The organism is Saccharopolyspora sp. NPDC047091 (assembly GCF_040643635.1).
Classification (GTDB): Bacteria; Actinomycetota; Actinomycetes; order Mycobacteriales; family Pseudonocardiaceae; genus Saccharopolyspora_C.
In genome coordinates this window covers 1-12,553 of the sequence record NZ_JBEYUS010000079.1, presented here as the reverse complement: position 1 = coordinate 12,553, position 12,553 = coordinate 1, and the positions used below count along the sequence as shown (strand labels likewise).

Sequence of the window (12,553 nt, the reverse complement as noted above, 5' to 3'; positions counted from 1 at the left end):
GCCGCTGACGGGAAACCGACACGACCCGCCGGGCGGGTTCAGCGACGGGCGGTCAGGAGGAGCCCGCCTCGGCGGCGGCGGCCTTCGGCCCGTGCCGGGCGAGCAGGTCCAGGAGTTCGGCGACGCGGCCGGTGAACGCGGTGTGCCCGGCGAGTTCGGCGCCGAACAGGCGATCCACGATCCGGTCCACATCGGACGAACCTCGTCGCATCCAGTCCACGATGGACTCGCGAGCGGGGTCGGACATCGCCGCCGCGTGCGGGCCGGTCTCGGCGCCCAGGCAGCGCAGGTAGGCGGCGACGGTCAGCGCCAGCTGCTGCGGCACCCGCCCGGCGCGCAGGTGCGCCAGCGCCGGGTCCGGCACGCGCTGGGCGAGCTTGACCGAACCGTCCGAACCGACCTGGCGGGTGCGGTGGCCCAGCGCCGAGTTCGCCCACCGCTCGAAGAGGCTCGCGAGGTAGTCCTCGGCGTCGACGGCGGCGGGCACGGTCAGCGTCGGCAGGTAGTCCGCGCGCAGCGCCCGGTCGGCGGCGTCGGCGATGAACGGGCGGGCGATCGCCTCCGGGATCGTGTCGCACCCGTCGAGGGCACCCAGGTAGGCGATCAGCGAGTGGGTTCCGTTGAGCAGCCGCAACTTCAGCAGCTCGTAGGCCTCGACGTCGTCGGTGATCAGCGCCCCGGCGTGCTCCCAGGCCGGTCGGCCCGCGGCGAAGTCGTCCTCCAGCACCCACATGCTGAACGGTTCGGCGGGCACCGGCACCGCGTCGCGCACCCCGAGCAGCTCCCGCACCTCGGCGCGGTGCGCGTCGGTGGTGGCGGGCACGATGCGGTCCACCATGCTGTTCGGGAAGGTGACCGCGGTGTCCGTCCAGCGCTGCAACTCCTCGCGTTCGGCGGCGGGCAGTTCGGCGGTGAACTCCCGCACCAGCCGCGCCGTCTGCCGCCCGTTGCCGCCGAGGTTGTCGCAGCTGAGCACGGTGATCGGGCCGGCACCGGCGCGCATCCGGCGCTGCAGGCCGCGCACGATGCGGCCGATGGTGGTGCGCGGTGGTGCGTCGCCGCGCAGGTCGGCGCGGACCGGCTCGGCGTCGAGGTCCAGCGCGCGGGTGCTCGGGGCGTAGGTGTAGCCGTGCTCGGTGACGGTGATCGTCACGATCCGGGTGTCCGGGGCCGCGATCGCGTCCAGCACCGCCGCCGGTTCGTGGGCGGCGACGAGCGCACCGGTGTGCACGCCGGGGACGGTGGCGGTGCTGCCCGCGGGCGAGGATTCGAGGACGGCGTAGCGCAGGTCCTGCTCCCGCATCGCGGTGGCGACGGAGGTGGAATTCCCCGCCACGCCGAGGATTCCCCACGGCCCGTCGGTGTGCGCGAGCGCGCGGGCGGTGTGCACCGCCTGGTGCGCGCGGTGGAAGTTGCCCAGTCCCAAGTGGACGATGCCGGTGCGTTCCGGCGGAGCCGGGCGCAGCAGCGCGTGCGCGGGGACCGAGTCGGCGCCGAGCCGGGGCGTGGTCATCTGCTCACCAATCCGTCATCGAACCGTCGCGGCGGCGCGCGACGGGCAGGTAGGCGGGTTCGTAGGGGAATTTCGCGGCGGCGGCCTCGTCGACGGTGACGCCCAGGCCCGGTTCCTCGCCCGGGTGCAGGTGGCCGTCGGCGAAGCTCCAGGCGTGCGGGAACACCTCGTGCACCTGCTCGGGGTAGCCCATGTACTCCTGGATCGCGAAGTTCGGGGTGCTCAGCCCCACGTGCAGCGAGGCGCCCAGCGCCACCGGCGACACGTCCGACGGGCCGTGCGGGCCGAGCTTCACCTGCCAGAGCTCGGCGAGCGCCGCGATCCGCCGCAGGTGCGTGATGCCCCCGGCGTGCGTGACGCAGGTGCGCACGAAGTCGATGAGCTGCTCGGTGATCAGCGATTGGCAGTCCCACACGGTGTTGAACACCTCGCCGATCGCCAGCGGTGCCGTGGTGTGCGCGCGGACGTGGCGCAGCACCTCCTGGTTCTCGGCGGGGGTGACGTCCTCCAGCCAGAACAGGTCCACCGGTTCCAGCGCCCGCCCCAGCCGCGCCGCCTCGCCCGGGGTGAGCCGGTGGTGCGCGTCGTGCAGCAGGTGCAGCTCCGGGCCGACGTGCTCGCGCACCGCGGACAGCACCCGCGGGGCGTGCCGCAGGTAGGCGGCGGTGTCCCACACCTCCTCGACCGGTGCGGCACCGCGCCCGGCCGGTTCGTAGCCGTCGCCACCGCGGTGCACCCCGTAGACGGTGTCCAGCCCCGGCACCCCGGATTGCGCCCGCACCGCCAGGAAACCCTCCGCGCGGCGCGCGTCCACCGAGTCCAGCAGTTCCGGCACGTCCCAGCCGGTGGCGTGGGCGTAGCTCAGCACCCGGTCGCGGACGGCACCGCCCAGCAGCTGGTACACCGGCAGCCCCGCGGTCTTGCCCTTGACGTCCCACAGCGCCAGGTCCACCGCGCCGATCGCGGTCATCGTGATCGGCCCGCGCCGCCAGTAGGCGCCGCGGTACAGGTACTGCCAGGTGTCCTCGATGCGCGCCGGATCGCGGCCGATCAGCAGCGGCGCCAGGTGATCCCGCAGGTAGGCGGCGACGGCCAGCTCCCGGCCGTTGAGCGTCGCGTCGCCCCAGCCGACCACGCCGTCCGCGGTGGTGATCTTGAGAGTGGTGAAGTTGCGGCCCGGGCTGGTGAGCAGCACTTCGGCGGCGACGATGCGGTCCCGGCTCATGCGGTCTCCTCGCGGACGGGGCCCGTGGTGCCGCGCACCACGAGCTGGGTGGGCAGGCGCAGGGTGCGCGGCAGGCTCCGCTGCCCGGCGAGGGACCGGCCCAGCAGTTCCAGGCTCGCCGCGCCCGCCCGGCCGACCGGGGCCGCGATGCTGGTCAGCGCCGGGTGGGTGATCTCGGCGAGCGGGATGTCGTCGAAGCCGACCACGCTGAGCCCGTCCGGGGCGTGCACGCCCAGCGCGCGGGCGCCGGAGACGACGCCGAGCGCCACCAGGTCGTTGTGCGCGATCACCGCGGTCGCCCCGGCCGCGAGCACCCCCGCCGCCGCGGCGGTCCCGCCCGCCACCGTCTCCGCCTGGTTGCCCAGCACGTCCAGCCGCACGCCCGCCCGCTCGGCGAGCTCGGTGACCAGGCCGAGCCGGTGCGCGTTCGACCAGGACCGGGCCGAGCCCTGCACGTAGGCGAGGTGGCGGTGCCCCAGCGCCGACAGGTAGTCCACCGCCTGCCGCAGCCCGTCGGTGGCGTCGGACAGCACGCAGTCGACGCCGGTCGCGGCCCGGTTCACCAGCACCGCCGGGGTCCGCCCGCACAGCGCCAGCAGTTCCGCCGCGTCCAGCCGCGGCGAGCACACCACGATCCCGTCCGCGCGACCGCGCAGGTGGGCGAGCACGTCGCGCTCCCGGTCCGGGTCGAAGGCCGTGTCCGCCAGCAGCACCGTCTGCGACCGGTGCCAGCCCTCGGCCTGGGCCGACTTCACGAAGGCGCCGAACACCGGGTTCGCGATGTCCGGCACGACGACCGCGACCGTGCCGCCCCGGTCGGGCGCGGGCCGGCGGGAGCGGCCCGGTTCGTAGCCGACCGCCTGGGCGGCGGCGAGCACCTTGCGGAGGGTGTCCGCGCCGAGCCTGCCGGGTTCGCTGAACGCGCGGGAAGCGGTCGACAGGGCCACTTCCGCGTGCCGCGCCACGTCGGTGAGCGTCGCCGCCACGTCTCCTCCTCGGGCCGCACGTCGTCGGTGATCGGTGCGGGTGCGAGTCATCGAACGGCACGTTGCGCAAGCTTGTCAACGAGTTGCCGAAAGCTTGCCGACGGCTGCCCGGTGATCGGCGGAGCACTTCCGGTGACCGGGCGAGCGCTCTCCGTTCGCCCGGCGAATGCTCTCCGCTCCCCGGGCGAATGCCGCCCGCTTTCGAGCACTGCCCGCTCCCCGAGAGGGACGCCGCCCGATCGCCGGACGAATGCCGCCCGCTTTCCGAACGAGCACTGGCCACTCCCCGGGAGAGACGCCGCCCGATCGCCGTGCGAACGCCGCCCGCTTTCCGGAGGCACGCCCGATCGCCGGACGAACACCGCCCGATGACCGGCCAGGCGCTCCGGGCGACCGGCTGAAGGCCGCCGGCCCGCCCGCCGAGCGCCGCCCGGTGATCGGCCGAACGCGGCCCGGCGACCGACCAGGGATTCCTCGGTGACCGGCCGAACGCACGCAGTAGTCCTATGTGGACCCGTACGGCCGCACCGGGAGACCGCGCCCCGCACCGCGAACCACGAACAGCGCCCCCGACTCCGGGTACGCCCGCACGTCCACCTCCTGCCGGGACGTCGTGACGTACAGGTCCGCGAGGTCCGGGCCACCGAAGGTGCAGGCCGTGACCCGCGGGACCGGCAGCTCCACCACCGCCAGCAGCGCCCCGTCCGGCGAGTACCGGTGCACCGCTCCCCCACCCCACAGTGCCACCCACGGGCAGCCCGCCGCGTCCACGGTCAGCCCGTCCGGCGCGCCGAGCTCCGGGGAGATCCGCACCAGCTCGCGCCGGCCGGTGAGCTCGCCGCCCCGGTAGTCGAAGACGTCCACCCGCTGCGTCGGCGTGTCGACGTAGTAGGCGGTGCCGCCGTCCGGGCTCCACGCCAGGCCGTTCGAGATCGTCACGCCGTCCAGCACCGGCTCGACGTTCCCGGCACCGTCCAGCCGGTGCAGCCGACCCGCGCCCGGCGTCGCGCCGTAGGCCATCGAGCCGCAGTAGAAGCGGCCGTCCGGGTCGCACCCGCCCTCGTTCATCCGCACGCCCGGGTCCGTCCACAGCGGACTCAACGGCCGGACGTCGGCGAGCTCGTCGTCGGCGAACGCGAACCCGCGCTCCAGCGCCAGCACCGCACCACCGCCCGCCTTCGGCCGCAACGCCGCCGCGACCGAACCCACGTGCGACCGCCGCACCGCGCCGTCCGGCAGCAGGGTGAGCACGTCACCGGCGAGCATGTCCACCCACCGCAGCCCCGGCCAGCTGTCGTGCCACACCGGCCCTTCCCCGTGCTCCGCGCACGCACCGGTCACCTGCTCGACCCGGAACCGCTCGACCCCGCCCATCACACCTCCGCTCCGGGCGAACGGAACGACCGTTCGCCGAACGAGCTCGGACCAACAGTCCGCGCACCCGGATGCCACCCGCCCCCCGAACCCGAGCGAACGACCGTTCGCCAAACGAGCTCCGACGGGCACACCCCACCCACCGACCACCACCACGACCCCGCCCACCCCCGGAGTGAACGGACCGTTCGCCCAACGAAGACCGGACCAACGACCCGTTCACCCGCCCCCCGCACCCCTCGAACTGGAGTGAACGGACCGTTCGCCCAAGTAGATGGGACGAACGGTCCGTTCACTCCACCCAGCGGGGAGACGATCTCGGTCGGGTTCTGAGTGAACGGACCGTTCGACCAACTAGATCGGACGAACGGTCCGTTCACTCCCCGCCGTTGGGGTGAGGAGGATCTTGCCCACCTGCGGGCCGGAGTCGGTGAGGGTCTCCAGGGCCTCGTCGGCGTCGGCCAGGTCGAACTCGTGGGTGATGATCCGGCCCGGGTCGAGGACTCCGGCCGTGAACAGCCGCACCACGTGCGTCCAGGCCCGGGACGGCGCACCGAACACGGTATGCAGGGTGAGCTGCGCGGACACCAGCCGCGCGGTCACCAGCGAGTCCGATTCGGGCGGCAGCCCGGTGAGCGCGACCCGCCCGCCGCGCCGGGCCAGCCGGGTCGCCAGGTGCGCGGCGCCGGGCGTCCCGGCGGTCTCCAGCACCGCGTCGAACCGGCCGCAGCGGCGCACCGCTTCGAGCGGGGTGAGCACCGCGGTGGCGCCGCACGACTCCGCGAGCTCCTCCCGCCCGGTGCGCGGTTCGACGACGACGAGCTCCGCGGGCCCGGCGGCGGCGAGCAGCTGCGCCCCGAGCAGCCCGAGGCTGCCACCACCGACCACCGCGACCCGTTCACCGGCGACCCCGCCGAGCCGCAGGCACGCCTCACCCACGCAGGCCGCGGGTTCGAGCACGGCCGCGGCCCGCAGGTCGGCTTCGGGCGGCAGCACGTGCAGCAGCCGCGCGGGCAGCACCAGGTGGTCGCACCAGGCGCCGGGCGAGGTGAACCCGGTTTCGGCGTACCCGGTGCTGCACAGGTTGTTCTCGCCGCGACGGCACGCGTCGCAGGACTGGCAGCCGCGGAACCCTTCGCCGACGACGGGGTGCCCGAGGTACTCGGCGGGGACGTCGGGTCCGACGGCGAGCACGGTGCCGGACCACTCGTGGCCGGGCACCACCGGGTAGCGGACGAACCCGTCGGGCCGCCCACCGGTGAACAGTTCCCGGTCGGAGCCGCAGATGCCGCTCCAGGCGATGCGGACCAGCGCCTCGCCCGGCCCGGGTTCGACGGGGTCGGCGGGGGCGACCCGGAGTTCGCCGGGCCGGTCGATGATGACGGCGCGCGCGGTCACCGGCCGCTCCCGGTGCCGCGGAACTGCCAGTCCTGCGCGTAGAGGTCGAAGTGGGCGCTCTCCGGCGGGTGTTCGCGCACGAAGTCCACGTCGAGCTCCACGCCGAGCCCGGGTGCGGTGGGCAGCGCGAAGTGGCCGTCGACGACTTCGGGCAGCCCGGGCGCGGCCTGCTGCACGTGCCGGTCGGCGAAGTCGTTGAAGTGCTCCTGGATCTTGAAGTTGGTGGTGGCCGCGGCGAGGTGCAGGTTCGCGGCGGTGAGCACGGGCCCGCCGACGTTGTGCGGCGCGACGAGCACGTAGTGCGTTTCGGCGGTGGCGGCGAGCTTGCGGGTCTCCTGGATGCCGCCGAGGTGGCCGATGTCGGGCTGGATGATGTCGGCGGCGCGCCGCTCGAACAGCTCGCGGTACTCGATGCGGTCGTGCACGCGTTCCCCGGTGGCGACCGGCACGTCCACCTTCTCAGCCACTGTGGACAGTGCAGCGAAGTTCTCCGGTGGCACGGGTTCTTCGATCCAGCTGGGCTGGTAAGGCGCGAGCTCCCCCGCGATGCGGACGGCTTCGGCGGGGGTGAACCGGCCGTGCATCTCGACGAGCAGTTCCACGTCGGGACCGACGGCGTCGCGGACGGCTTCGACGAGGGACACCGACCGACGGCGCTCGTCGGCCTCCAGCTCCCAGCGGCCAGGTCCGAACGGGTCGAACTTGAGCGCGCGGTAGCCGCGGTCGACGACTTCCCTCGCCGCGGCGTGGAATTCCGCCGGTTCTCGCTCCACCGTGTACCAGCCGTTGGCGTAGGCCTTGATGCGGTCCCGGACCTTGCCGCCGAGCAGCCGCCACACGGGCTGGCCGAGGGCCTTGCCGATGATGTCCCAGCAGGCCATCTCGACGCAGGCGATCCCGGACATGGCGATCTCCCCGGCCCGCCCGTAGTCGCCGTGCTTCATCCGCCACACCAGGGATTCCAGGTCGAACGGGTCGGTGCCGACGAGGTGGCGCGGTTCGGCTTCGCGCAGGTACCCGAGCAGCGCCTGGGTGTGCCCGAGCATCCGGGTCTCGCCGACGCCGACGAGCCCGTCGTCGGTGTGCACCCGCACGTAGGTGAGGTCGCGCCACGGGGTGCCGAGCACGAAGGTGTCCAGGTGGCTGATCTTCATCCGTCGTCCGCTCCGATCCGTTCTCGGCCAGGGAGGAACCCGCTCATCCCGCGGGCGTGTCGTGGCGCAGCGGCCGGATCCACTGCCACAGCAGGAAGAACGCGCCGACGAGCAGCATCGACGACCCGGTCCACAGGTTGATGTTGATGCCCTGCGCCTTGGCGATCGCGTCCGCGCCGGCGAACAGCCCGGCGCCGCCGATCAGCAGCCCGTAGAACACGAACAGCCCGCCGATCACGCTGCGCACGTCGAACAGCCGGGCCGCGGTGCCGGAGCCGCGTTCCAGCTCCGCCACGTCGGCGGCGTGCTCGTCGGGTGTGCCGTGCGGTTCCGGTTCGGTCATGGCGGCCTCCTTTCCGTTGCACATCAGGGGAGAACTCAGAACGAGAAGGGGAGGTAGCAGAGCGCGGCGAGCACGATCGCGCCCCAGCCGAGCAGCGCGGGCCTGCGGTACCAGGCGGAGTCCCCGGGCAGCACCTCGCCGGTGTCGCGGGCCGCGGCGCGGGAGTAGACGAGGCCGCGCAGCTCGTGGTCCGGTTTCGGCGCGGTGGCCAGCGCCACGGGCACGCTGACCGCGACGTCCACCGTGAACGCGATCATCGAGGAGATCATGTTGGCGCCCTGGTCGGTGCTGATCGGCACCATCCCGGTCTTGTAGGCGACGTAGAAGCTGATCGGCGCCACCGTTCCCGCCAGCAGCCCCCAGAAACCGGCCTTCGCGGTCATCCGCTTCCAGAACAGCGCCAGGATGAAGGTGGCGAACAGCGGCACGTTGAAGAAGCTGAACAGCGTTTGCAGGTAGTTCATGATGTTGCTGAACGAGGCCGCGATGAACGCGGTGCCCATCCCGGCCAGCACCCCGACCGCGGTGACCACCCGGCCCACCCGCAGGTAGTGCCCGTCGGGCATTCCCGGTTTCAGGTAGGGCCGCCAGATGTCGGTGGTGAACACGGTGTTGAAGCTGGAGACGTTCGCGGCCATGCCCGCCATGAACGAGGCCATCAGCCCGGTGACGGCGAGCCCGAGCACCCCGTTCGGCAGCAGGTCCCGCATCAGCAGCGGGATCGCGTCGTTGTAGTCGTAGGCGCCCTGCCCGATCTGCGGGTACACCAGCAGCGCGATGATGCCGGGCAGCACCACGATCAGCGGGATGAACATCTTCGGGAACGCGGCGATCAGCGGGGTGCGCCGGGCCGCGGAGAGGTTCCGCGCGGACAGCGAGCGCTGCACCTCGGCGAAGTTCGTCGTCCAGTACCCGAAGGACACCGCGAAGCCGAGGCCGAGCGTGATGGTGAGCCAGTTCGCGCCGAGCGGGTTCTCCTGTCCGAAGCCGGTTCCGCCCCACGCGGTGAGGAATTCCGGCCCCGGACCGGCGAAGACCTGGTCGATGAACCCGTCGATGCCGCCGACGCGGGCGAGCCCGAGCACGGTCAGCGGCACCAGCGCGGCGACGATCACGAAGAACTGCAGCACCTCGTTGTAGATCGCCGAGGACAGCCCGCCGATGATGATGTAGGCGAGCACGAACACCCCGGCGACCCCGATGGACACCGGCAGCGGCCAGCCCAGCAGCGCGCGCAGCACGATGGCCAGCGCGAACAGGTTCACGCCCGCGATCAGCACCGACGCGACGGCGAACAGCGCGGCGCTGAGCAGGTGCGAGGAGCTGCTGAACCGCAGCAGCAGGAACTCGGGGACGCTGCGCACCTTCGAGTTGTAGTAGAACGGCATCATCACCAGGCCGAGGAACACCATCGCCGGGATCGCGCCGATCAGGTACCAGTGGATGGTGTAGGCGCCGTACTGCGCGCCGTTGGCGGCCATGCCGAGGATCTCGGTGGCGCCGAGGTTCGCGGACACGAACGCCAGCCCGGTCACCCAGGCCGGCAGCGACCGGCCGGAGAGGAAGAAGTCCAGGCTGTTGCGAACGCTGCGCCGCGCGGCGAGCGCGATGCCGAGCACCACCGCGAAGTAGACGATCAGGATGAGGTTGTCCATCCAGTTCATGGACAGCCGCAGGCCATCGGCGCTGATCATGGTCCTCGTCCCCTCGTCTTCGTCGTCGAAGTCGATCCGGTGGCCGGGCAGGTCACCGCATGGGGCCGGTGCTCTCGCGCACGACGAGTTCGGCGCGCACGATCGCCCGGTCCGGTACGTCCTCCCCTTCGACGAGCCGCAGCAGCTGGTCGAAGGTCTTGCGCCCCAGCGCGAGGAAGTCCTGGCGCACGGTGGTCAGCGGTGGTGAGTAGTAGGCGGCTTCGGGCACGTCGTCGAAGCCGACGACCCGCACGTCACCCGGCACCGACCGGCCGCCTTCGGACAGCGCGCGCAGCAGGCCGAGCGCCATCTGGTCGTTGGCGGCGAACACGGCCGAGGCCGTCGGGTGCCGCAGCAGTTCCAGCCCGGCCTCGTAGCCGGACCGCGGGCTCCAGTCGCCGCGCAGCACCGGTGGTGCGGTGCCGCCGTGCGCGGCGAGCGCGTCCCGCCAGGCCTGCTCGCGGGCTTCGGTCTCGAACCAGCCGCACGGTCCGGAGATGTGCCAGATCTCGTCGTGACCGAGGGAGATCAGGTGTTCGGTGGCGCGGCGGCCGCCGTCGCGCTGGTCCACGGCCACCACCGGGACGGGCGCCTGCTCGGTGTCGGCGACGGCGACGACCGGCACACCCGCGGGCAGTTCGTCCAGGGACCGCCCGGTTTCGGCGTGCGGCGCGATGACGACGATCCCGGCGACGCCCTGCCCGCGCAGCGCATCGACGGCTTCGCCGACGCGGGCGCGGCCGGGTTCGCGGACGCTGGCCACCGACACGCCGAACCCGGATTCGCGGGCCGCGTTCTCGATGCCGAACAGGGTGCTGGCGGGCCCGTGCAGCACCGAGTCGAGCGCCACCACGCCCAGCACCCGGGACCGCCCGGTGGCCAGTCCCCTGGCGTGCGGGTTGGGCCGGTAGCCGAGCCGCTCCACCGCGTCGAGCACCCGCCGCCGCGTCTCGGCCCGCACCGGTCCGGTGCCGTTGACGACGCGGGAGACGGTCATCTTCGAGACCTCGGCGAGCCGGGCCACGTCGCTCAGCGAGGCCCGCTGGCCGGGTCCGCTGACCGCTGGACCACCGGTTTCCTCGCTCATCGCCCGCATCCGCTCCGTCGCCCGCCGTGATCGAGCCGCCAGTGTTAGCGCTAACACCGGGCCGGTAAAGCCCTCCGAGCGGAATTGCTCCGCCCGCCGCGACGGCGTTGCGGTGGATGGCGGCCGCCGCGGGTCCGTCCGGGTCCGCATCGCGGCGGCCGCGTCCCCGGAGTCGCGAGGACCACTTCGCCTTCCCTTTTTGTCCTAGGACATTTATGGTCTGTGACATGCCCGCAGGACTCGTGCGCGGCACCACCGCCGCCGAGATCGCCGACTCGGTCCGCGGGCTGATCGCCACCGGGGATCTGGTCCCGGGCAGCGCGCTGCCGCCGATCCGGGGGCTCGCCGCCGACCTGGGCGTCAACCGCAACACCGCCGCGGCGGCCTACGCGCAGCTCGCCGCCGCCGGGATCGTGGAGACCCGGCGGCGCGGCGGCACGGTCGTGCGCGGCCTGCCCGCGGTGGACGGCGAAGGCCGCGGTGTCGCAGGAGAACTGGTGAACCTCGCCGACGGCAACCCGGACCCCGCGCTGCTGCCCGACCTGCGCGCCGCCTTCGGGGACGGCCGCCCGCCGGTGCTCTACGGGAACGCGCCGGTCGACGATTCCCTCGCGGCGTGGGCGGAATCGGAGCTCGCCCCGGACGTCGGGGACGTCCCGCACGACCTGGTGCTCGCGCACGGCGCGGTGGACGCGGTGGAGCGGCTGCTCGGGGCGCACCTCACCCGCGGGGACGCGGTCGCGGTGGAGGACCCGTGCTTCCTCGCCGGCGTCGGCACCATGCGGCTCAACGGGTTCCGCAGCGCGCCGGTGCCGGTGGACGCGGACGGCATGACCCCCGACGGCCTGGCCCGCGCGCTGGACGCGGGCGCGCGGGCGGTGGTGTGCACGCCCCGCGCGCACAACCCGACCGGCGCCGGGACCACCGCCGGCCGGGCCGCGGAACTGCGCGCGCTGCTGGCCCGGCGGCCGGAGGTGCTGGTCGTCGAGGACGACCACTTCTCCGCGATCTCCTCCCGCGCCTACCACCGCATCACGCCTGCGGACGCGCCGCGCTGGGCCCTGGTGCGGTCGGTGTCGAAGTTCCTCGGCCCGGACCTGCGGCTCGCGTTCGTGCTGTGCGACCCGGGCAGCGCCGCGCAGCTGAGCACCCGGCTGAGCTCCTCGGCCGGGTGGGTGAGCCACGTGCTGCAGCACCTGGTGTCGGCGCTGCTGCACGACCCGGGCACCGCGCGGTTGCTGCGCCGCGCCCGCGACCGGTACGCGCAGCGGCTGGGCTCTCTGACCGGCGCGCTCGCCGAGCAGGGCGTGGCGCTGCCCGCCGGGGACGGGCTCAACGCGTGGATTCCGGTGGGGCGACGGGAAGAACGGCTCGTGCGGGAGCTCGCCGCGCGCGGCTGGGCGGTGCGCGGCGGCGCCGGGTTCGCGGTCGCCGGCCGCGGTGCGGGGGCGCTGCGCGTCACCTCCTCGACGATCACCCCGCGGCGGGCGACGGCGTTCGCCGCCGACCTCGGCGCGCTGCTGCGCACGACGAAGGGAAGCTGATGCCCGACAAGCACGATCCGGCCACCGTCTCCGACGCGACGTGGGCGGTGCACGGCGGCAACGCCACCGACGCCTCGGGGGCGCTGCGCACCCCGCTGGTGCTGGCCAACTCCTACCTGCTGCCGGAGGACCCGTCGCAGCTGTCCTGGTCGGACCCGGACGTCCGCATCTACGCCCGCAACGGCAACGTCAACCAGCACGCGCTGGAGACCAAGCTCGCCGCGCTGGACGGTGG

10 protein-coding genes and 1 pseudogene are annotated in these 12,553 nt (G+C 73.5%); 2 read left to right on the top strand and 9 right to left on the bottom strand.

All coding sequences use genetic code 11. The features are described 5' to 3' along the window. Nucleotides 1-52: 52 nt before the first annotated feature. The 9 genes from ABZ805_RS25310 to ABZ805_RS25270 all read right to left on the bottom strand — a co-directional run bounded on the left by ABZ805_RS25310 (nucleotide 53) and on the right by ABZ805_RS25270 (nucleotide 10,774). A complete protein-coding gene (locus tag ABZ805_RS25310; protein ID WP_358445089.1) occupies nucleotides 53-1,513 on the bottom strand; it encodes a mannitol dehydrogenase family protein in 1,461 nt (486 codons plus the stop codon). A 4-nt stretch (nucleotides 1,514-1,517) separates the two neighbouring features. After that, the gene (gene manD / locus ABZ805_RS25305) at nucleotides 1,518-2,738 is read right to left on the bottom strand and encodes a D-mannonate dehydratase ManD (RefSeq protein ID WP_358445086.1); all 1,221 of its coding nucleotides are present in this window, start codon (nucleotides 2,736-2,738) and stop codon (nucleotides 1,518-1,520) included. Further along, nucleotides 2,735-3,724 (bottom strand): LacI family DNA-binding transcriptional regulator, encoded by a 990-nt coding sequence (locus tag ABZ805_RS25300; protein WP_358445083.1) that lies wholly within the window; start codon nucleotides 3,722-3,724, stop codon nucleotides 2,735-2,737. Before ABZ805_RS25300 ends, manD begins: the two co-directional genes overlap by 4 nt. A gap of 504 nt (nucleotides 3,725-4,228) precedes the next feature. After that, on the bottom strand, nucleotides 4,229-5,098 hold the full coding sequence (locus ABZ805_RS25295; RefSeq protein ID WP_358445080.1) for an SMP-30/gluconolactonase/LRE family protein: 870 nt from the start codon (nucleotides 5,096-5,098) through the stop codon (nucleotides 4,229-4,231). A 354-nt stretch (nucleotides 5,099-5,452) separates the two neighbouring features. After that, complete coding sequence (locus tag ABZ805_RS25290) at nucleotides 5,453-6,496, bottom strand: alcohol dehydrogenase catalytic domain-containing protein (RefSeq protein ID WP_358445078.1); 1,044 nt, start codon at nucleotides 6,494-6,496, stop codon at nucleotides 5,453-5,455. Then, nucleotides 6,493-7,650 carry a mandelate racemase/muconate lactonizing enzyme family protein gene (locus tag ABZ805_RS25285; protein WP_358445075.1) on the bottom strand — a complete coding sequence of 386 codons (1,158 nt, stop codon included), beginning with the start codon at nucleotides 7,648-7,650 and terminating at the stop codon, nucleotides 6,493-6,495. The genes ABZ805_RS25290 and ABZ805_RS25285 overlap by 4 nt, the downstream gene beginning before the upstream one ends. A gap of 43 nt (nucleotides 7,651-7,693) precedes the next feature. After that, entirely contained in the window at nucleotides 7,694-7,993 is a 300-nt protein-coding gene (locus tag ABZ805_RS25280; protein WP_358445072.1) for a hypothetical protein, read from the bottom strand. A gap of 35 nt (nucleotides 7,994-8,028) precedes the next feature. Continuing rightward, the gene (locus ABZ805_RS25275) at nucleotides 8,029-9,687 is read right to left on the bottom strand and encodes a sodium:solute symporter family protein (RefSeq protein ID WP_358445070.1); all 1,659 of its coding nucleotides are present in this window, start codon (nucleotides 9,685-9,687) and stop codon (nucleotides 8,029-8,031) included. Between the two features lie 52 nt (nucleotides 9,688-9,739). Beyond that, on the bottom strand, nucleotides 9,740-10,774 hold the full coding sequence (locus ABZ805_RS25270) for a LacI family DNA-binding transcriptional regulator (protein ID WP_358445068.1): 1,035 nt from the start codon (nucleotides 10,772-10,774) through the stop codon (nucleotides 9,740-9,742). A gap of 227 nt (nucleotides 10,775-11,001) precedes the next feature. Between ABZ805_RS25270 and ABZ805_RS25265 the strand changes: the two genes are divergently transcribed. Further along, on the top strand, nucleotides 11,002-12,318 hold the full coding sequence (locus tag ABZ805_RS25265) for an aminotransferase class I/II-fold pyridoxal phosphate-dependent enzyme (RefSeq protein ID WP_358445065.1): 1,317 nt from the start codon (nucleotides 11,002-11,004) through the stop codon (nucleotides 12,316-12,318). Continuing rightward, nucleotides 12,318-12,553: pseudogene (locus ABZ805_RS25260) on the top strand (cystathionine gamma-lyase); the annotation flags it as partial. The gene ABZ805_RS25265 and the pseudogene ABZ805_RS25260, both read left to right, overlap by 1 nt.